14 protein-coding genes and 1 tRNA gene are annotated in these 20,831 nt (G+C 32.9%); 3 read left to right on the top strand and 12 right to left on the bottom strand.

The window, feature by feature from the left end; genetic code table 11:
• Window positions 1–4: 4 nt before the first annotated feature.
• From LG649_RS12415 to LG649_RS12400, 4 genes are all read right to left on the bottom strand, one after another.
• Window positions 5–1,852 (bottom strand): arylsulfatase, encoded by a 1,848-nt coding sequence (locus LG649_RS12415; protein ID WP_226544125.1) that lies wholly within the window; start codon window positions 1,850–1,852, stop codon window positions 5–7.
• A gap of 5 nt (window positions 1,853–1,857) precedes the next feature.
• On the bottom strand, window positions 1,858–3,291 hold the full coding sequence (locus tag LG649_RS12410; RefSeq protein WP_226544124.1) for a hypothetical protein: 1,434 nt from the start codon (window positions 3,289–3,291) through the stop codon (window positions 1,858–1,860).
• A 107-nt stretch (window positions 3,292–3,398) separates the two neighbouring features.
• The gene (locus tag LG649_RS12405) at window positions 3,399–4,931 is read right to left on the bottom strand and encodes a sulfatase-like hydrolase/transferase (protein ID WP_226544123.1); all 1,533 of its coding nucleotides are present in this window, start codon (window positions 4,929–4,931) and stop codon (window positions 3,399–3,401) included.
• A 2-nt stretch (window positions 4,932–4,933) separates the two neighbouring features.
• A complete protein-coding gene (locus LG649_RS12400) occupies window positions 4,934–7,567 on the bottom strand; it encodes a glycoside hydrolase family 31 protein (RefSeq protein ID WP_226544122.1) in 2,634 nt (877 codons plus the stop codon).
• Window positions 7,568–7,870: 303 nt separating this feature from the next.
• Between LG649_RS12400 and LG649_RS12395 the strand changes: the two genes are divergently transcribed.
• The gene (locus LG649_RS12395; protein WP_226544121.1) at window positions 7,871–11,197 is read left to right on the top strand and encodes a carbohydrate-binding protein; all 3,327 of its coding nucleotides are present in this window, start codon (window positions 7,871–7,873) and stop codon (window positions 11,195–11,197) included.
• Window positions 11,198–11,269: 72 nt separating this feature from the next.
• Here LG649_RS12395 and LG649_RS12390 read toward each other — a convergent pair whose 3' ends face one another.
• From LG649_RS12390 to LG649_RS12365, 6 genes are all read right to left on the bottom strand, one after another.
• A complete protein-coding gene (locus LG649_RS12390; RefSeq protein WP_226544120.1) occupies window positions 11,270–13,558 on the bottom strand; it encodes a tetratricopeptide repeat-containing hybrid sensor histidine kinase/response regulator in 2,289 nt (762 codons plus the stop codon).
• A gap of 130 nt (window positions 13,559–13,688) precedes the next feature.
• Window positions 13,689–13,976 (bottom strand): Sec-independent protein translocase subunit TatA/TatB, encoded by a 288-nt coding sequence (locus LG649_RS12385; RefSeq protein WP_226544119.1) that lies wholly within the window; start codon window positions 13,974–13,976, stop codon window positions 13,689–13,691.
• A gap of 81 nt (window positions 13,977–14,057) precedes the next feature.
• The gene (locus LG649_RS12380) at window positions 14,058–16,307 is read right to left on the bottom strand and encodes a M1 family metallopeptidase (RefSeq protein ID WP_226544118.1); all 2,250 of its coding nucleotides are present in this window, start codon (window positions 16,305–16,307) and stop codon (window positions 14,058–14,060) included.
• Between the two features lie 109 nt (window positions 16,308–16,416).
• The gene (locus tag LG649_RS12375; RefSeq protein WP_226544117.1) at window positions 16,417–16,920 is read right to left on the bottom strand and encodes a DUF6702 family protein; all 504 of its coding nucleotides are present in this window, start codon (window positions 16,918–16,920) and stop codon (window positions 16,417–16,419) included.
• Between the two features lie 58 nt (window positions 16,921–16,978).
• Complete coding sequence (locus LG649_RS12370; protein WP_226544116.1) at window positions 16,979–17,779, bottom strand: peptidase associated/transthyretin-like domain-containing protein; 801 nt, start codon at window positions 17,777–17,779, stop codon at window positions 16,979–16,981.
• Window positions 17,766–18,569 (bottom strand): carboxypeptidase-like regulatory domain-containing protein, encoded by an 804-nt coding sequence (locus tag LG649_RS12365; RefSeq protein ID WP_226544115.1) that lies wholly within the window; start codon window positions 18,567–18,569, stop codon window positions 17,766–17,768. The genes LG649_RS12370 and LG649_RS12365 overlap by 14 nt, the downstream gene beginning before the upstream one ends.
• A gap of 113 nt (window positions 18,570–18,682) precedes the next feature.
• On the opposite strand from LG649_RS12365, the gene pepE reads away from it, so the two are divergent.
• Complete coding sequence (gene pepE / locus LG649_RS12360) at window positions 18,683–19,390, top strand: dipeptidase PepE (RefSeq protein ID WP_226544114.1); 708 nt, start codon at window positions 18,683–18,685, stop codon at window positions 19,388–19,390.
• A 297-nt stretch (window positions 19,391–19,687) separates the two neighbouring features.
• Here pepE and LG649_RS12355 read toward each other — a convergent pair.
• A tRNA-Gly gene (locus tag LG649_RS12355) sits at window positions 19,688–19,760 on the bottom strand.
• Between the two features lie 50 nt (window positions 19,761–19,810).
• Window positions 19,811–20,236 (bottom strand): GNAT family N-acetyltransferase, encoded by a 426-nt coding sequence (locus LG649_RS12350; RefSeq protein WP_226544113.1) that lies wholly within the window; start codon window positions 20,234–20,236, stop codon window positions 19,811–19,813.
• A gap of 63 nt (window positions 20,237–20,299) precedes the next feature.
• On the opposite strand from LG649_RS12350, the gene LG649_RS12345 reads away from it, so the two are divergent.
• The gene (locus LG649_RS12345) at window positions 20,300–20,764 is read left to right on the top strand and encodes a GNAT family N-acetyltransferase (RefSeq protein WP_317197665.1); all 465 of its coding nucleotides are present in this window, start codon (window positions 20,300–20,302) and stop codon (window positions 20,762–20,764) included.
• The last annotated feature ends 67 nt before the right edge of the window (window positions 20,765–20,831 follow it).

Genomic DNA, 20,831 nt, shown 5'->3' with positions numbered 1-20,831 from the left:
TAATTTATGATTGCTTTTCTATAGTGGCATAATAGGCTCCAATTTCCACACCATCTTCTAAAGTAAACCAGGTCTTTAAATGTGTTTCTCCTTTTTCTAATTCTACTTTATACTCAACATATTCCTCATCAAGATTTACTGATTTAGACTTTTTAATATCTTGAATTTCTATTCTTGAATTTTTAATATTTAAAGCCTTGCTTTTTTTACTTGCCGTTACACTTGTTCCTTCGAGTGCCGGACGAAGCGGTGCTTTGGCGCCCAATGGCAAATGTGTTTCTTCTGGCCAGCGACGTAATTTTATAGTGTAAGTTCCAGCTTCTTCAACCTTTACTCGCCAAAAGCCATTATTTATTTGCCCTGTGCGAATGTGGTCTTGTTTCCAAGGTGTAAAGGTTTCGCTATGCCAATCGTGACAAAACAAGGTGGTTGGGTTTTCGGCTTCGTTACCTACAATAAAAAATGGTTTCTCAACAAAAGTAGGTTCTATTTCTGCCCACCATTTATCATATTCCGTTTTATATAATTCAACTTTTTCTGGGTATTTATCGGCTAAATTGGTGCGCTGCTCTGGGTCTATATTTAAATCGTATAATTCTGTTCCTTCAACAAGTCGCCAATTTTTATGCATTAATGCAGTACGTTTCCAAGGCACAGGGTCTGTAGAAAATTGTGTGTTTACGTAAACTATACGGTCGTCAAAATTAGAATTATCGCCATTCATTAAAGGCACTAAACTTGAACCATCAAATTTTAAATCTTCTTTTAATTCTAAATCACAAAGCTCTACCAATGTCGGAAATATGTCATAATGCGCTGTTAAATCATTAATATCTTTACCTACATTTATACCTCCATTTTTCCAATGGATGTAAAATGGAACGCGGTGACCACCTTCGTACATACTCGCTTTTACACCTCGCATACCGGCGTTATTTCCTTTGGCTATAAAACCATCTAAACGATCTTGCCCTTCTCCCATTTTATTTCCGGCAGCAGAACCATTATCTGAAGTAAACACTAAAATAGTATTATCCATTAAGTCAATCGACTTTAAATAATCGACTAACTTACCAAGGTTTTCATCGATATTCGTAATCATTCCATAAAAAGCGGCGTTAGGAATATTTTCGTTATCCTTATATGGATCTAAATATTTATTATCGACCCAATACGGTGAATGCGCTGCATTTGTTGCTAAATAGCAAAAGAACGGTTCGTCCTTATGTTCACCAATATATTTCTTAGCATTTTCGAACCAAACATCGGTACAATAGCCTTCAAACTTTTCTAACTTTCCGTTATGCACATAGGTGTCGTCAAAATAATCGTTATTCCAGTAATCCATAGTTTGTCCTACGCCCCCGCCATTATTCATTAACACCTCATCGAAACCTTTATCTTGTGGACGAAACGGATAATTATCGCCTAAATGCCATTTACCAAACATAGCGGTATTATAGCCATTATCTTTAAACACTTGAGCCATTGTTTTTTCTTTTTCAAGAATAAGCGAACGCCCTTTAATGGTAAAAAATACACCGGTTCTGTAATTATGATGCCCCGTCATAAATGCGGCACGAGTTGGCGCACACGTTGGGCTAACATGAAAGTTGGTTAACCGCGTGCTTTCACTGTGTAATTTATCGATATTTGGTGTTTTAATCCATTCGTTACCATGGGCTGCAATATCGCCGTACCCTACATCGTCTACCATAAGCACAATAACATTTGGCTTATCTGTTTTAAGTATTTCGATTGATTCTTTTTTATTGGGTTTGCAGCTTACAACAAGGAAAATGGTTACTATAATTAATCTAGCAAATAAATGTTTTTTTTTGCTATTCTTCATAATCATTAATTTATTTGTTCTATTTTATTTCCAGTTCCTAAATCGGTTACCTTTCCTAAAGATTTAACTTTAACTCCCGTACTTTTATTAGATAAAGAAACAGGGAAAGAGGTTTGATTATTTAGTTTAAAATTATAAGCTTTAAAATCGTTTTGATGCGGAAAGTTGCCATTTTTAAGGCGTATATTATTTTTATCGCCACCAATTTTAATGGCTAAGCCTTTACAGTATACATCTTTAGAAGCTGTAAATATTATATCATGCTCGCTCCCCCCAATATAAGCTACAGACCCTGAACCATTATAATATGGAACAGAGGCTGGTAAAATAGTAATATTAGCATGATAATTTTTGTCTTTCTCGTAGGTTGTTGAATACACCGGGCCATAAGCGCAATCTGCACTACAATTAACTGCTATTCCTGATCCTAATGAAAATCCGTTTTCGCAAGCAATAGCTTTACACCCCTCAACATATTTTTTTCCAGTAGCGTGTGCAATAGTAACACCTGTTCGCATGAATTTTATAGTATTATTAATTATGGTTGGGTTAGATGTTCCTCTTCTAATTTCCTTACCATCAATAATAGTTTCACCTGCGTTATAAGCTCTAATCCCAGCTTCTCCAGTACTTAACATATAGCCTTTTGGAAGTTTATAACCCCAAACTGTCATAAAATTTACATCAAAAGCTGGTCCCGAAGTTTCGGCTAACATATCATCGGTTTTACGCACTTCTCCAACTACATTGCAACCTTCAATTATTGGATTATTAGCCGCTTGCATGAATATACAATGCCCGTAACTTTTATGAATAAAATTAGAGTTTTTTAAATGATTTGATTCTCCCCGAATTAAACATGCGCTGTGTTTTCTGTGCGGAATAACTGCCTTACCGCCTTTGCCAAATGCATCACCATAGCCATAAGGAAACGAACCTTTTGTTGTAACATTAAAACCTTCAATTAAATTATGTTTTCCATCCATAACAACATTAACTGCTCGTCTAGCTGGTGCATCATGCACAGAACCAACATCGGCCATGGTTAAATTTTTAAGAATATTGTTATTACCGATGATTCGCAATTCGTGTATTTGATGCTTTCCAAAAGCTTGTAACACCTTTGTCTCGATATTTAAAGTTACACCTGAAAAATCGTAAGTACTATTATTTCCTTTAAAAAGCAACAATACTTTACTCGTGTTTTTTAGTTTGACTTCGTAGTTGTAAAGTCCGTTTTTTACATCTTCTTCGGTAATAGTGTAAACCCCTGGATTTAACTTCACCTCAGCGTTATCATCATCTAAATACGGTAATAATTCCTGTAAAGAGTTTACTTTGATTTGAGCATATACTTTTGAATAAAAAATCAGAAAAACACTAAGTAATATATACAAATAGGTAGACTTTACCATATTTAGTTTATTTGAAAATATCATATAAAATTAAGTTTTGTTTAGTGTTGATAAAATTAATTTATGCGTAATATTTAGATATAAACTATTATTCAAAAGCTATCAATTATACTCCAAAAACTTCTAAAATATTATTCGATTATTTGTAAATATAAATCGTTAGTTTTTTCTCTTAATTTTTTTAGAGTGTTTTGATACTCTATGTTATTAGCTAAATTATTTTGCTCTAAAGGATCCTTTTCTACATCGTACAATTCTTCTATTTTAGGTTCGTGCTCGTAATACACAAAATATTTCCACTTTTTAGTGCGCACACCTCTTGCTCGATACGATTTATTATTTTTAATTAATTCTTGATTTAATGCCTCTGGATTATTACTGTTTTTGGCTTTAAACATATCTACTAAAAACAAATCTTCCATAAACACAGTGTCTCGCCATTGCGACAAATCTTGAGTTTGGTTTAAAACCTTTGTAATATCTCGACCTTGCATGATATTTGCCGGCTTTAAACCAGCCATTGAAACTATGGTAGGCGCCATATCTACTGAAGAAATCAACGCATCTTCTCGCCTACTTTGCGCTGAAGCTGATTTTCGACCATCGTAAATAATTAGTGGTGCTTTAACCGACTCGTCGTACAACAAACATTTATCAAAAAGTCCATGCGAACCTTGAAAACGCCCGTTATCGCTAGTATAAATTATTATAGTGTTATCGAGTAAATTTTTCTCTTTTAGTTTTTTAATTAGTTTCCCCACTTGGTCGTCTACCGAGTAACCTTGTGTCGCAAATCGGCGCACTAATCGCTGATATTGCTCGGGTTTTGAAGACCTGTTTCGATGCAAATAAACACCACGAGCATTTTCTTTTACAACTTGTGGCAATTTTTCATTATCGCCTTCAACGTAGTTTTCAGGAACCGAAAACTCCTCATTTTTAAATTGCTCAAAATGAGACATATACATGTGTTTATCGGAATCATGCTTTACCGCATAAAAACTCACCGATAAGCAAAACGGCTGATCTTCTGGTTGCGTATCAATAAACCTTAACATGGCTTCGCCAGTTTTTAAGGTTCTACCTGTATTTGTTCTTCCTGGTTTGTAAATTTCTTTAAGCGCTTCATCGTTTTCCGGCCATAACACTAAACCTTTAGTTGGGCGTGTTTCGCTACCCGCAAAAAAATCGAAAGTTTGCCCTAAATTTTCTTTGTAAAAATGTTCTTTTGGAATACTAGGTCGTTGTCCATTTTCGGTAACTGTAAAACCTACTTTACCAACAAAACCAGTTCTGTATCCTGCATTTTTTAGCATGGCAGGATAAGTTTTAGCTAAATCGGTTTGAGACAAAGTGTAATTATCTGGAGCCACAAAACCTACGCGATGATTGGAATTATAACGCCCTGTCATCATGGTAACTCGACTTGGCATACAAATAGCTACGGCGTAATATGCATTATCGAAAACCACACTTTTTGCTGCCAAACTATCGAGGTTTGGTGTGTAAAACTCAGACCTTCCGTAGCATCCCATATTATCCCAACGCTGGTCGTCGGTCATTAAAAAAATAATATTGGGTTGTTTGGATTTTTGAGCTTCAATATTAAAGTTTACCCCAAAACACGTAAAAACACAAAGAAGAATTAAGATTAATTTTTTCATTTTTAAAACTGAATTGTAAGTTCTTCTCCAACAAAATATTTTTGGTCGACACGACTTTTTCCAATCATTTGAAACGTAAATTCTATTGGCGTATTTTTAAAATCGTGATAATCACCTTCACCCTTTTTTACGGTTAGGATTTTGGTAGATTCTGAATAAGAAAATTCAATTTCAGAATAAGAACCATCCTCGTAATTATAAGATGCTCCATCATCTAAATACATGGTATATTTAGCATCTTCACCAGGATAAACCATTATATTAATTGGTTTCTCAGTACTATCGGTTACATTTTGCACTTTAGGCCCAATTGGTAAAATACTTCCAGCTTTTACAAAAATTGGTGTTTCATCAAGTTCGGCATTAACCGTTATTTTTTGGTTTCCTTCAACTTGTTTATCGTTCCAGAAGTTGTACCAAGTCCCTTCTGGCAAATACATTGCTTTTTGGCGTTGTTTGTATTCTGTAACAATACCTACCATAATAGATTCTCCAAATAAAAACTGATCTTTTATACCCCAAACATTTTTATCGTTTGGATATTGATATGCCAATGGCGCCATTATTAATTTTCCGGTGGTAGTGGCTTTCCAAGCATCAGAATAAATGTATGGCATGAGTTGGTAACGAATATCGATAAATTTTCGAGCCATGTCTTCAAACTCTTGATTGTATCGCCAGATTTCGGTTTCCGATTTATAACCATGAATTCTAAAAATAGGACTAAAGGCCCCAAATTGAAACCAACGCGTTAATAACTCGATAAATTCTGGATTGGTGTATTGGTTATCGAAACGTGGATTAATTGATTTTGAATCTCTAAAAAAGCCACCAATATCGTGGGTCCAATATGGAATACCTGCCATGGTAAAGTTAAGTCCGGCAGAAATTTGCTCTTCTAATTGTTCCCAAGACGCTTCAACATCGCCAGACCAAGATGTAGCACCGTAGCGTTGCTGTCCTGCATAGGCAGAACGTGTTAAGTTAAACACACGCTCGTTTGGGAATTCGTTTCTGCGACCTTCATACATAGCTCTTGTAACCTCTAAGGAATATGGATTTTGAACCTCATTAAAACGACCAACAGCAGTCATTTTAGTTGCATCGGTAACACCTTCTGGCTCTGTGCCGTCTAGCCAAATAGAACTCACACCTTTTTGAAACATAGAGTCGCTAATCATTTTATAAAAACGCTCGCTTACGCCTGTATCATAAATATCTACATAATTAGAACTCTCTATTTTTTTTAGATTATATTTTTCTTCTAGTGCTTTATTTTTTACTTCCGGCCAAACCGAAACCATTAGTTTTAAGTTTAATTTTTTTAACTCATCGACCATGGCATCTGGGTTTGGGTATTTAGCAGGATCCCATTCTGGCCCCTTAGTTCCTTTTGGCCAATAAAACCAGTCTTGCACAATATTATCGAATGGAATTTGACGCTTGCGCATTTCGTTTGCATTTTCTAACAATTCTTCTTGGTTATGATAGCGCTCTCGACATTGCCAAAAACCATAAGCTGTTTTAGGAAATAATGGTGCTTTTCCTGTAAGGTTTTGATATTCTGAAATTACCTTTTCTGGGTTATCTCCTTGAATTAAATAATAATCGATGGCGTTTCCTTGCGTGCTGCTAAACACGGTTTTGTTAAAATCGGGCGTGTTATAAAATAATTTCCCTGGTATTTTAGCGCCTGTATTTTGAAATACGACGTTATAGGTTTTACCGGCTTCTAAATATTTTTTCCCAGAATAACGACGCGGCATCCAAATGGTTTCGTAGTTGATGATGTCGTCACCATCGATAGTTACTTTTATTTCGCCTCGCATTCGTCCATTATTATCACTTAAAGCTAAAAAGGTATATTCACCGGTTTGTGTTGGCGTAAAGGTGGTTTCACGAATATTTTTAGATATATTTTGTTTTGATATATGCGATGCTACATCTTCCTTCTCGCCTTCTATTTTTGTTTCCTTATTCTTTGGAGCGTCTGGCAACACTTCCGCGGAAGCGAACTCAATTTCATTTTCAGGCATATTAAAATCTGTTAAACTATAATTATGCCAATAAATACCGTAACCTTTTGTTGAAACCAAAAACGGAATAGCAATTTCTTGATTGTATTGTTGCAAACGAATGGGCACGTTTTTCCAGTTCATGATGCCACTTTGAAACTGCCCTAAACCGTAAAGCGCCTCGTCGCCAGCTGTAAATGCTTGTGAAACCGGATGAGAAACTTCTGGATTTAAGTTAATGAACGTTTTTTCGTTTGTTTCTGAAACTAAACTCTGGCTATTTTTAGTTTTATAAACTATTTCACCTTCAGTACTAATTTCTATTTTTAATACTTCAGTTTCAATACTTAAATTATCTGTCGACTCAGTAATGCTCCATTCCACATTTTGCGGTTCTAAAACTGTTACATAATCGGGAATTGAAGTTGGCTCACTCCCTAATTTCATTTTATTAACATGAATAATGGCTTCATTTATTATTTCAACATCAATAATTACACTATCATTTTCAATACTTACACCGTGAGCTGTTGTTGTGTATTGATGCTTAAATTTTGAATGGCAACTTGTAAACAAAACGACCATTGACAATAAACTTAAAATTGAAATTTTACTTAACATGTATAATATTTAGTTTGGTTTAGTCATAATTAAAACATTTTACATTCCTGTAAACCTATTTAATTTATAACAATAATAATCGTTTAAAACATTCTCCTCTTTAAACCATGATGCATTAACTATAAAATAATGTTGATTTTAATTTAGACAACTCTATAAACGCTATATAATTCTAATAAATATTGATTTTCGTTTAACTAAATGGGTTATATTTTACAGCCATTGAGTCATAAATAAAAAACATACATAAGCTTTATTTGTTCTTTTATAAAAACTAAATAAGACCAAATAAAACTAATTATTATGAGAAACATTACTCAATTAATTTTGTGTTTGATGCTGCTTATTGCAGCCAAATCTGGAGCTCAAACAACAATTAATTCTCTTGCAGAATTAAAAGATAGGTTAGACGAAGATAATGGCAATTTTGTTATGACGCCAGGAACCTATTATTTCAATACCAGTAACTGTGGTGAGGGCAAACTTTTTGATGATCCTAGACTATTATTATTTACAGGAAATAATTCAACGTTTGATTTTACAGACGTTAAGTTTGAAATTGATACCGAAATTTTCACCTTGTATGGCAATGTAGATATTATAGAATTTTGGCCAGTAGGTAGCAACAATACTTACAAAAACTTAACCCTTGAAGATATTGGCATGACTGTTCCTACAAAAGGCGCAGGCACTTTACACCTAGATGGGGCAGACAACTTAATAGAAGGCTTTAAAACAACCACAAGAGGCTCTTTTCCTTATGGCTACGGAGATACTTTTGGTAAAGGCGGTGGCTCTGTAATTGCTCATAACAAACATGCAGGCATGTTAGTTAGAGGAGACAGAAATCATCTAAAAAACTGTACAGTTATTATGCGTGCTTATGGTCATGGTATTTTTGTACAAGGCTCTCACGACGCTATTATTGAAGGCTGTTATGTTGAAGGTGAATTAAGAACAGTAGGCGAAATGCTTCAAGAAGAAGGTACCGATTCTCCTGCCGACAATGTCGATTTTGAAACCGTTTGGGACTTCAATTTAAAAGATCATACAAGCGATTATACTTTTAGCTTACAAGAAGCTGGAATTAGAGCATATTCAAACGGTGTGGTTTACGATAGTGAAGGAAACCCAACCGATGAAACTGCAAGACAAACCTTGAATACTACGGTTATAGATTGTACCATCGTAAAAATGCGTGTTGGTGTTAATACCGGCGCAGAAGGTGGCGATAATAAACGTATAGAAAACTGTACCGCTCTAGCTTGCGAAGGTGGTTTCTGGCTTGGTAACGACGGCGATGTAATTAATTGTTTTGCAGATGCTTCTGTTGGACCTATTTTATCGGAAGACATTCATCGCTCGAACGCCACTTACGAGGTTACTATTTTAGACAATTACATACCTAAAATTGGAAATACTCCCTACTTTTTTGCAGGTGGAACAAATCACAATATTACTATACACGATGGCACAACATACTATAATCCGGATATCCAAATTGTGTTAGGAGGCCATAGATACGCGAATAGATTTTTAACAGGATCTGTTGAACCGCCACCATCTCGAAGTGCCGAAAATATTACATTTACTAATAACACAAAATATCCTGTTATTTTAGAAACTGCAACAAATTGCGATATTTATTCTTGTGGCCCTGTTACCGATAATGGTTCTGGAAACACAATTACAACCTTAACAACCTGTGATTATATTAGACCTTGCGATAACCGTGCAGACAATTTGCAGGCCGAATGTTACGACAACATGCTAAGTATTGGCACTCAAGATATAGCAGGCGACACCAACGAACGTGAAGTGTATGGTATAAATTCTGGCGATTGGATAAGTTTTAGCTCCATCGATTTAACAAACATGGCGTCGGTAACAGTTAAAGCTTCTGGTACAAAAGACAATGTGTCGTTACAGGTTAGACAAGGCAGTGCAACAGGTACGCTTTTGGCTACAATTCCTATTTCAAGCACTGGTAATTATTTAACTTACCAAGAGTATTCTGCTAATTTAAACCAAACTATTACTGGTACAACCGATTTATATTTTGTTGCAAATTCGCCCTCAGATACTGGATGGCTTTTTAATATTGATGTCATTAAGTTTGTTGAAGACCCTTGTACAACAAGTTATAATCCGTTTTTCCGTTTAAGCGCCGAAGATTATTGTGATGGTAATGGTGTTACAATTGAAAACCTTTCTATTTTTAACGATGTAGTCAGCGATATAGAAAACACAGATTACATAAAATTCTCGAATGTCGATTTTGGGTATGACGATGTTTATAATGCTATAGAAATTCTGGCTTCAGCAACTTCAAATGGTAAAGTAGAAGTTAGAAGCGGTGCTGTAGACGGTACTTTGCTTGCAACAATATCTGTAGAAAGCACCGGCGACTGGAACACATACGATGTATTTAAAAGCTATACAAGTAGTGAACTAACAGGAATTCACGACATATATTTTGTATTTACTGAAGGTACAGGAACATGGTTAAAGTTCGATAATTTTTATTTTCAAAATGACGAATGCTTTGGTGTTTCATATGATGCTTATACTCAAATAGATGCATTAAGCTATTGCGGTATGCTTGGTGTTATACCAATAAACGACGAATATCTTGGTGGTATTCATGATGGCGATTGGATTCGCTATAGCAACGTAGATTTTACGTCAACAAGTCCGGCAGAAATCACATTAAACCTTGCGGGACTTAGTACCACTTCAGGCTATATAAACGTTATGTTAAGTCACCCGTACGATGGTACCATGATTGCCACAGCTACAGTACCACAAACTGGTGGCTGGGAAGTTTGGCAAGAAGTAACCGTGCCTTTAAACCAAGAAGTAACAGGTATTCACGACGTTTATATTTATTTTGGCAATAACGAATTTAATATTGATTGGTTTGAATTTCATGCAGAAACCGAAGAGTCAATTAATTTAGCATTGGCTTCAAATGGTGGTATTGCATCTCAATCGAGTACAGCTTACGAAGGTGAAGCAAGCAGAGCAAACGATGGAAATACGGATGGAAATTTTGGAGGAAATTCTGTTACTCACACAGAACACGGTGCCGACGGTGTCCTTAAATGGTGGCAAGTAGATTTAGGAGCAGACAAAACCATTAATGAAATTAAAGTATATGGCAGAACAGGAAGTAATTATATTGATGATTTAAATAATTTCACTGTAGAAATTATCAATGCTAACGGCGATGTTACTTTTTCTCAATTTTATGCCACTTACCCAAGTAGCCGCCCATTAACTATTGATGTTGGAACAACAGTTGGTAAAATTGTAAAAATATCTAAAACTTCGAATAGAGCTATTTCTCTTGCGGAAGTAGAAGTTTACGGCAGCAATACTTTAGGCACTAATAGCAAAACATTAAACCAAATAAAACTTTATCCTAACCCAGCAACAAATATTATAACCATAGGGAATGCAATAAATACTAAGGTTGAAGTTTACAATTTACAAGGAATATTAGAGTTGCAATTTATAATTAATAAAAACGAGCATAACTTATCATTGCAACAACTTAATAAAGGAATACATTTTTTAAGGTTTAAAAATACTCAAGGAACTTTGGTAAAAAAACTAATAAAAAATTGAATGATTATGATAAAACAAGAAAACCGAAATATTAAAATATACATTCGGTTTTTCTATTTTCTACTCATAAATTTATGATGCTTTGATTACTTTTAATTTTGGAGTCATAACTTTTTGTGTGTGCACTTCTTTGTTAACATTTGAATTTTGAAGATTTTCTGAAATAACTTGGAAAAATTCATAATTATCAAAAGGTTTAATTATATAGTCGTTAAAACCGATTTCATTACAATTTTTGCTAACATCATCAATATCTGCTGCTGTTAAAGCTATAATAGGAATTTCATTATTAAATCTTCTAATAGCTTTAGTTGCATCGTTACCATTCATTACTGGCATGTTTATATCCATCAATACCAAATCGTAATGATTATTTCGAACTTCCTCTAGAGCTTTTTCACCATTATCAACTATAAAACATGTATAACCTTGCTTAGTTAATAAGCTTCTGGTAACTACTTGGTTTATTTTATTATCTTCTGCTACTAAAATTTTAATTTCAGCACCAGTTTTTAAAGCTTGTTTTTCAAAGGATTTTGTTTTAGGCTTATTTATTGTGTTCTGGGTATCTACATTAAAATCTAGCTCAAAACTAATAATAGTACCTACATTAACTTCACTCTTAACCTTAATATCTCCTCCAAACAAATTAATAAGGTTTTTGGTTATAGAAAGCCCCAAACCTGTACCTTGATAATTTAAATTACTTTCTTCTATTTGAGAAAAATTTTCAAAAATTGTATCAAACTTTTCTTTGGGTATACCTATACCGTTATCTTCAACCTCAAAGCGTAAACCTACTTTAGCATCTTCCTTGCTTAATAATTTAACATTTAATTTGATAACACCATTAGTGGTAAACTTTACACTATTACCTATTAAGTTTATTAATATTTGAGATAATCTAACTTTATCACAAAAGATGTATTGTGGCACATAATTATCAATAGATAGTAACAGTTTATTATTAGTTTCTTCTAAACGATAATTAAACGTATTCACTATATTCTGCAGCATTTCTGGAAGGTTAACTGAAACATTTTTGATTTCAACTTTTTCAGCTTCAATTTTACCTACTTGTAATATATCGTTAATTAAATTCAGTAAATAATCACCTGAATATTTTAAGGAATTTAGGTATTTTTTATCACTATCATTTAAATCGTTTTTTTCTAATAAAAGAGAAGTAATTCCAACTACACCATAAAGCGGTGTTCTTAACTCGTGTGATACATTAGAAATAAATTTACTTTTTAATTCTGCCGATTTAACGGCTTCATCTTTAGCTATTTCTAGTTCATTATTTTTAATTTCGAGCGTTTTATTTAATTTTCGTTTTGAGACATAACTACTGTAAACAATTAGTACGGATAGTAATAATAATACTAAAGTGATAATAACCGCATTATTAATTTTTTTAAATTTGTTTGCAACTTGGATTTGCTCGTTTTTTTCGGCATATGCTTTTTCTGCATTATTTTTATAATCTTCGATTAAGAATTTTGATTTAATTAATAAATCTTGTTGGTTTTTTTTCTTATTCTCAAATATTTCTTTGAATTTGTTATGTTCTAACAAGGTTAAATAAGCCTCTGTGCTTTTACCAGATTTTGCTAAAGACATTGATAATTGCATATAAACTTTGCTAAGCAAATTTAAGCTCTCTGATGTATCGCTAAGTAATGGAATTGCCTTTCTAAAATGTTTGGTAGCATTATTAAACAATTCTTTTTTTGCATAGTATAAACCAAAAACATGATTGTAATAACCTTGATAAAAATTGTTTATTTTATCTGCTTCTACATATTCATTAATTTTTAATAAACTTAATAAAGCATCTTCTAAATTACCTTTAGAAATTAACAATTCACATAAATTTAATCTTGCTTCAAAATAAACCTGTTTTGTTTTATGCAAATCATTTCCATTAAGTTTCGGGTAGTTTGCGGCATATTTTAAGGCCTCATTAAAATAATGGGTAGCTTTTACATAACTAATTTCTTTTGTATAAATTTTTGCCAAATTTAAGTTGATATTAGCATATAAATAATCATCCTCCAAATCTGTTAACGATTTTAATGCCATACCATAATACAACTTTGCCGAGTCGTGGTTTTCCATTAAATTATAAATATTTCCAATATTAAAATTGGCTATAGCACTACCATAGTGATCTTGAATGGAATCGGATAACGTTTTGGCTTGAACAAATTCTTGAAAAGCTTTTACAATATTTTTATTTTCTAAAAATTGAGAAGCAGATGAAGTTATATTATCAATTTTCTTGATAATTTCCCTTTCATCATTGGCAAACGCCAATATTGAAAAGCTAAGAAAACAACTAAGTAGAAGAGTTTTCATTGAGTAGGTTGTATTTTACGATTTGGTATTTCAAATATACCAAATCCATATAAATCAACTCAATAAAATCGGTAAATGGCTAATAGAATTGGTAAAATGTTAAAATAAACTTAAAAAAATAATGAAAAGATTACATTTTACGCTTTACTGAACCAGCGAAATCTTCGATATCATCTTTTACTTTATCTATTTCTTTTTTTACGTCAGAAGCAACACTTGTGTCTATACCACTATTTTGTGCTGTTTTGGTAATTTCATGTTTAATATCGTTAGTAGCGTCTTTAAGTGTGCGCATACCTTTTCCTAAACCTCGAGCTATTTCGGGTAGTTTATCTGCGCCAAAAACCATTATAGCAATAAATAAGATAAAAGCTATTTCTGGACCGCTTATAAATAATAATGTAGGGTTTTGTATCACGATGCAAATATAGGTGTTGTTTTGTTAGAATAAAAAAAGCCGATTATAAAAAATCGGCTTTTAAATATTTTTTAATACTTTTTATTGTTTTACGTTATCCTTAAACTTGTCAAAAGCATTTTGGTTATCTCTTGGCCAAGTATTATTTGAAGTATCAACATCGGCAGTTTCCAAATCTGGGTCTACAACAAAGCTTGTAATGGCTTTTGTTGTTTTAAATACCTTAGTTACTTCTTTATCGTTAAATCTCCAAATTTGAGCTGGGAATGTTTTTCTTTCCTTTGTTCCATCTTCGTAAGTTATGTCTAAAATAATTGGCATTACTAATCCGCCTGGTTTTTCAAAAGTAACTTGATAAAAATGTTTTGGAGCTTCTTTTAATTGCGCTTTTTCTTCTTCAGATAAACTAGCAATGTACTCATTTAAAACTGAAAAATCTGAAGCCGATTTAGCATTAGCAGGAACACCATTTTTAGCTTCGGCATAATAAATTAATTTATCTTTATATTCTTCAAGATTCATATTATAACGCTTCGCTTGAGCTTCTGCTTCTTCAGTTGGCTGATCTGTTAAATAATATTCAGTAACTTTTTTAACCCCAATATCGGTATAATCTGTTGTATAAAACCAACCTCTCCAGAACCAATCTAAATCCATACCAGAAGCATCTTCCATAGTTCTAAAGAAATCTGCTGGAGTTGGGTGTTTAAACATCCAACGTTGTGAGTACGTTCTAAAAGCATAATCGAACAATTCTGGGCCCATTATGGTTTGACGCAACATATATAAACCAGCAGCTGGTTTAGTGTATGCATTAGGACCAAATTTATATACATAGTCTCCTTGAGACATAATAGGAGAAATATAGTTTTGATCGCCGCCCATGTATGGCACAATATCTTTAGGTAAGTTTCCTGTAATGTAATTAGGATCATAATCTAATTCGGCTAATGTTTCAACAAACGAGTTTATACCTTCGTCCATCCAAGTCCATTGGCGCTCATCACTGTTTACAATCATTGGGAAAAAGTTATGACCAACTTCGTGAGTAATTACCCCAATCATTCCGCGTTTTAATCTTGCTGAATATGTTCCATCTGGATTAGGGCGACCGTAGTTAAAACAGATCATTGGGTACTCCATACCTTGTCTTTCAGAGTGTACTGAAATAGCCTTGCTGTATGGATAATCGAATGTGTATTTAGAGTATTCCTCTAAAGTATTTGCTACCACTCTAGTTGAGTGTTCTTCCCATAATGGATTTCCTTCTTTTGGATATAAAGATATAGCCATTACAGTTTTACCGTTAATATTTACGGCCATAGCATCGTAAATATATTTTCTGGATGATGCAAATGCGTAATCGCGAACATTATCGGCTATGAAATGCCATGTTTTTGTTTTTTTGCTTCTGCCCTTTTCGTTTTCTTCTGCTTCTTCTTGAGTTACTATAAAAACTGGATCTTTAAAGGCTTTTTTAGCTTGTTCAAATCGTTTAAGTTGCTCTTTAGTGTAAACATCTTTAGGGTTTTGTAATTTTCCTGTAGCTTCTAATATATGATCTGCAGGTGCTGTAATTTTAACATCATAACGACCAAACTCTAAAGCAAACTCGCTACGCCCCCAAAATTGCATATTTTGCCATCCTTCTACGTTATTATAAACACACAATCTTGGAAAAAACTGAGCAATAGTATAATTTATGTTTCCATCTGGAAAGGTTTCTAAACCAGAACGTCCGCCATCAACATTAATGTCGTTAATATTATACCACCATTTTATGCTAAATTTAAAAACTTCTCCAGGGGCCAAAGGCTTAGGTAAGTTAATACGCATCATGGTTCTATTAATAGTGTGTGATAATGGAGATCCATTTTCGTTTTTAACATATTCAATATTAAAACCACCATCAAATCTATCTTTTAAATTGGCTTTTGTAAAAGATTGCGGTCCGTTAAATGGCGTTCTAAAACTTTCTTCATTAGCATCAGGAGTTTTAGAGTCTTTAGCTCTCATATTTTGATCTAACTGAAGCCATAAATATTCTAAATGGTCTTTAGAATTATTGTGATAAGTTATTTTTTCTTCACCAAAAATTTGATTCTTTTCTTCATCTAAACGAATATCCATTACATAATCCACTTTTTGTTGGGTGTATTCGTAACCCGGAGCTCCAGAAGCCGTTCTTGTGGTGTTTGGTGTGGCCAGCAAATCTTTCATTTGCCTAAATTTGTTTTGGTCTGTATGACCTTGTGGTTTCTCTTGCTCCTGTGCCATTAAAGTAGTGCACACAAAAACAAACGAAAACATTAAATACGTTAGTTTTTTCATTATTTGATTTTTGAGTTATTTTAGAATTTTGATAAAATGATGAATTATGTTAATTTTTTGTTATCAAAACCACCCGAAATTAATAAAATTTAAGAGCTATCACTCTTTTTTAATTAAAATTTAACACGAATTTTCGATTTGAATTAGAAAGCACTTTACTTTTCTGTTGGTCATTAATTTTAGTTTTTACAATATTTTGTTGTTCAGAATATACATTAAACAAAATAGTGTTGGTAATACTTAAAGATTTTATGTTTTTGATACCTGGAACCTCTAAATAACACCTAACTATATCACCATCGTATTCTTTACCTATAAAGATGAATTTTGATTTTTCTGTGTTAATATTTAGAATTATGTTTTCGCGAAGATAGGTTTCAATAAAGCTATCGGCCTTTTCAGGTTTATTTAAACCTGTTAAGGTAATAGTGTCACTATATTTTTTTCGAAGGGCTGTTTCTAAATCATCAACAAATACTCTTGAGGTAATTTGTAATGCTTCCTGTTTTTTTATGTAGTTAACTTGCGTAACGCTAATATAATATTTGTGTACTGCAGTAAAAGCTAGAAGTGGCACAACACACAACATAAAAATTATATGCTTTATTTTCATGAATTAATATTTGTTGCTAATGTAAAATTTTATAACCAAAATGTGTACCATATTAAATTTATTTAGCATTTATAGCTTGGTTATTTAAGTAAGCTTCGTACTTTTCTTTTAAAAAATTTAGTATTTCAAAATCTGGCTTATTAGCACAACTCTGTGTAAAAAGTGGATCATCTGAACAGAAGTAAAAAAAATCATTTTTTAAATTATCATCTAACGGAAAGGCATCAAAAAACAAGGTTCCTAACCTAGCTTTAATACTTTGCATTAAGGCTTCTTTCTGTTCTAATTTAACTCTATTTTTTAACATTTTTGTTCGCCCAGAAATTCCATTTATAATAGGATTTAAAGGCAATCCACCACCAATTAATCCAACTAACATTATGGGCTTAAACTCGCCTGCTTCGGCCAATCGGCGTTCGCTTTGGGTTGCTATTTTGCCTTTATAACCAGGAATTCCAACGTCAAAAAAATTTATTGGAGGTTTACCTTTTACATTTTTCACATCAGATAATAAGTCGCCAGTTAAAACGTTACCTACCAAAACTTCGTCTAGCTCGTTTACTTGCTCTTCTAGAGTAATTACTATACTTTTTAAGTTCAAAATTTTGGGAGTTATTATTATCTCTTTAAGAGTGTGTTGAATTGAAGAAAACTGCAGTGTATCGTTAAGTTTGGCTACAACTTTAAATTCGCCACGTTGGTTAGTAATGGTATATTGGTTTGAAGTTTTATTAAAAACGTGTATATTTTCAACATTACCATTACTATAAACTGTGCCTAATAACTCAACATTTTGAGCCAACATTTTTTTTACCCCAAAACACAAAATAATAATTAAAGATAGCTTAATTCTTATCATCAGTATTTAAAAAACGTTGACTTTCAACTAATAAAAATTCCAATAGGAATATTTCATTTTTAGGTTTAAAAAGTTCTCTATCTATATTTTCAGTTTCTAAATGCTTTAAAAAGTCGTGAATTTTATCTTCAGGAATATTAAAATTTTCATTTAAATAACTAACCGTATAAATATCTAAAACATCTATTTCCTCATTATTATCGTCATCAACAACAACTTTTTTGTTCTTTTTTTTAGGCTTAATTTTTACAAATAGTTCAAAAATCTCAACAAAATTTGGCAAATAGTTTAAAGCATTAGGGTTTAAAGTTGCTGTTAAATGATCGCGAATTACCTGGGGGTCAACAGATTTATCTTCACTCATGCTAAGTGCATCCATATTCCCCATATCTAACTGCTCAATTTTCACCATCTTTACATCGCTAATATCGGTTTCTAAATTTCCACTTAAACCAGATTTAACAGTAATTGCATTTAATTGATTTACTTGCTCAATTAACTGAATTTTTAAAGTTTTAGTCTTAACAACATCCTCATCTACAACAACCGTAACAGGCTGAAATTGTAAGGCCGAAATTTCAATAATATCATTTAAAGCTACGTTAATAGTAAAAACGCCAAAAGCATCAGTAATTGTTCCTTGATTTGCCGATGTATTGTAAATTGTAACAGCCTCAACATCGTTAGACTCAGAAAAAATTGCCCCAGTAATTGTAACTCGTTCTACAGTTTGAGATAAAACAATTGTTGGTATAATAGCAACTAGTAATAAAAGTAATTTTGTTCTCACGCCTATTTTTTTTGTACCATAAATTACGTCTTTTTTATCTTAAAAAAAAGGTAATATCACGGTAATATTTTGTTAAAGCCAATAAATAATTAAGTTTACAAAAAATAAAACACATGAAAAATTTAATAATTGCTAGTACCTCTACAATTTACGGCAGTGGCTACCTAGATTATATATTACCAACCCTTGCAAATCACTTTAAAACAGCTAAAACCATATTATTTATACCATATGCGCGCCCTGGAGGCATCTCGCATAACGAGTATACAGCAATTGCAACAAAAGCATTTAAAAAAATAAATAAAAACGTGGTTGGCATACATACCTTTAAAAACCCTGTAGAAGCCATAAACAAGGCCGAGGGTATTTTTGTAGGTGGCGGCAACACTTTTGTTCTTACAAATCAACTTTATGTAAATAAACTTATAACACCATTACAAGAGATGTTAAAAAATGGCACGCCATATTTAGGCACAAGTGCCGGAAGTAATATTTGTGGCCTTACAATAAAAACCACAAACGATATGCCTATAGTATATCCGCCAAGTTTCAATGCCTTGGCTTTGGTACCTTTTAATATAAACCCTCATTATTTAGATCCTGACACAAGTAGTAAGCATATGGGAGAAACCCGAGAAACCCGAATAAATGAGTTTCACCACTATAATACACCACCAGTAGTAGGGCTTCGTGAAGGCAGCTGGTTGCAAGTAAGCGGTAATGCCATAACATTAAAAGGCGAACTAACAGCAAGAATTTTTGAACACAACAAAAAACCATACGAAGTAAATCCCGAAACCAACTTAAGCAACTTAAATTAATTTGGGCGTGCCCCATAAAGGGTCGGGCTATACGTTACAAGTCCGCGCTCGTAACTCGCTGTGGGCTTTCCACTACTATCCCTCAGGCGGGCATTTTGTAGTATAATAGCTTAATCTTATCAAACACCTCTTTTAATTAATTAGTTATAAGCACACTAAAAATAAATATTAAGGGTATTTAAATGCAGGGAATACAGTTTGCCAGTTATATTACAGCCAAAAAATTACTACTAAAAAAACATAGTATTTAACAATCAGAAATAAAAAAACTCTGTTGAAAACAACAGAGTTTTTTTGAGCGGGAGACCGGGTTCGAACCGGCGACATTCAGCTTGGAAGGCTGACGCTCTACCAACTGAGCTACTCCCGCCTTTATAAGTGGCTGCAAATATAAAAACTCCTTACAATTCTGCAAAACTTTTACAACTTTTTTAAAAAATGATACCCTAAAATTTTAAAACCTTCATTGTAATAAAACTTATGCGAAGCGTAATTTGTGGTATAAGTATTCAACTCTATAGCCTCAAAACCTTTCGTTTTCAAATAGTTATAAATCCATTTGAAAAATTGTTTACCAATACCCTGTCCCCTAAATTTTTCTTCAATAAAAACATGATCTACCTCTGTACTTTTACCAGAATAATGGCGCGTGCAATACCATAAACCACAAATACCTACTAACTCACCTTTAAAAAACACCCCAGCACACTCATAATTTTGTTCAGTCATCTCTAAAATTCTTTCTTTTAAAACCTCTTTAGAAATTTTAAAATCATTCAATTTTTCAACCAAAGGTAAAATATTCAGAATATTTTCTTTTTCTATAATCTTAAAATCAAAACTCATCTTTTTTTTCGTGGCAAGTTAATAATTAAGCAAAATATTTTATGTTTGATCTATTAACTTTTAATTCTAAATACTATCAATACTCCAAAATATATTATAAAATTAATTTCAGCACAAGAAAGTTATCAAGTTCGTCATCCTGTTTTACGACCAGGTCGTGCCTTTGAAACTTGTATTTTTGATGGCGACACACTTGAAACCACCTTTCATTTTGGTATTTTTTTAAATAACCAATTATTGGGTATTTGTTCATTATTTAAAAACGAACATAAAAACCTTAGCGACGCTCATCAATATCAACTTCGCGGAATGGCAGTGTTAGCAGAACAACAAGGCAAAGGCCTTGGAAAACTAGTTTTAAACTATGCCGAAAGTTTTATCAAAGCTAAAGGAATAACTACCATTTGGTGTAATGCCCGAGAGGTCGCCACTAAATTTTACACTAATTTAGGTTATGAAATTTTTGGAGAACCTTTTGAAATAGAAAAAATAGGCACACATTACGCTATGTATAAACCTTTACAGTAGTGACTTTAATTATTAGTTTGAGTCTAAATTTATATAAACTAAATTTTGTAATTTAATTGCAACTTAT

It is taken from the genome of Neotamlana laminarinivorans, assembly GCF_020523925.1.
GTDB classification, from domain to species: domain Bacteria; phylum Bacteroidota; class Bacteroidia; order Flavobacteriales; family Flavobacteriaceae; genus Neotamlana; species Neotamlana laminarinivorans.
The sequence above is the reverse complement of the archived record's forward strand: the minus strand, read 5'-3'. Positions and strand labels throughout refer to the sequence as shown.

Excerpts from the sequence above, each read along its gene's own strand:
- LG649_RS12380 (WP_226544118.1), bottom strand. The coding sequence starts at position 16,307 with ATGAAAAAACTAACGTATTTAATGTTTTCGTTTGTTTTTGTGTGCACT.
- LG649_RS12410 (WP_226544124.1), bottom strand. The coding sequence starts at position 3,291 with ATGATATTTTCAAATAAACTAAATATGGTAAAGTCTACCTATTTGTAT.
- LG649_RS12370 (WP_226544116.1), bottom strand. The coding sequence starts at position 17,779 with ATGATAAGAATTAAGCTATCTTTAATTATTATTTTGTGTTTTGGGGTA.
- LG649_RS12415 (WP_226544125.1), bottom strand. The coding sequence starts at position 1,852 with ATGAAGAATAGCAAAAAAAAACATTTATTTGCTAGATTAATTATAGTA.
- LG649_RS12390 (WP_226544120.1), bottom strand. The coding sequence starts at position 13,558 with ATGAAAACTCTTCTACTTAGTTGTTTTCTTAGCTTTTCAATATTGGCG.
- LG649_RS12395 (WP_226544121.1), top strand. The coding sequence starts at position 7,871 with ATGAGAAACATTACTCAATTAATTTTGTGTTTGATGCTGCTTATTGCA.
- LG649_RS12350 (WP_226544113.1), bottom strand. The coding sequence starts at position 20,236 with ATGAGTTTTGATTTTAAGATTATAGAAAAAGAAAATATTCTGAATATT.
- pepE (WP_226544114.1), top strand. The coding sequence starts at position 18,683 with ATGAAAAATTTAATAATTGCTAGTACCTCTACAATTTACGGCAGTGGC.
- LG649_RS12375 (WP_226544117.1), bottom strand. The coding sequence starts at position 16,920 with ATGAAAATAAAGCATATAATTTTTATGTTGTGTGTTGTGCCACTTCTA.
- LG649_RS12405 (WP_226544123.1), bottom strand. The coding sequence starts at position 4,931 with ATGAAAAAATTAATCTTAATTCTTCTTTGTGTTTTTACGTGTTTTGGG.
- LG649_RS12400 (WP_226544122.1), bottom strand. The coding sequence starts at position 7,567 with ATGTTAAGTAAAATTTCAATTTTAAGTTTATTGTCAATGGTCGTTTTG.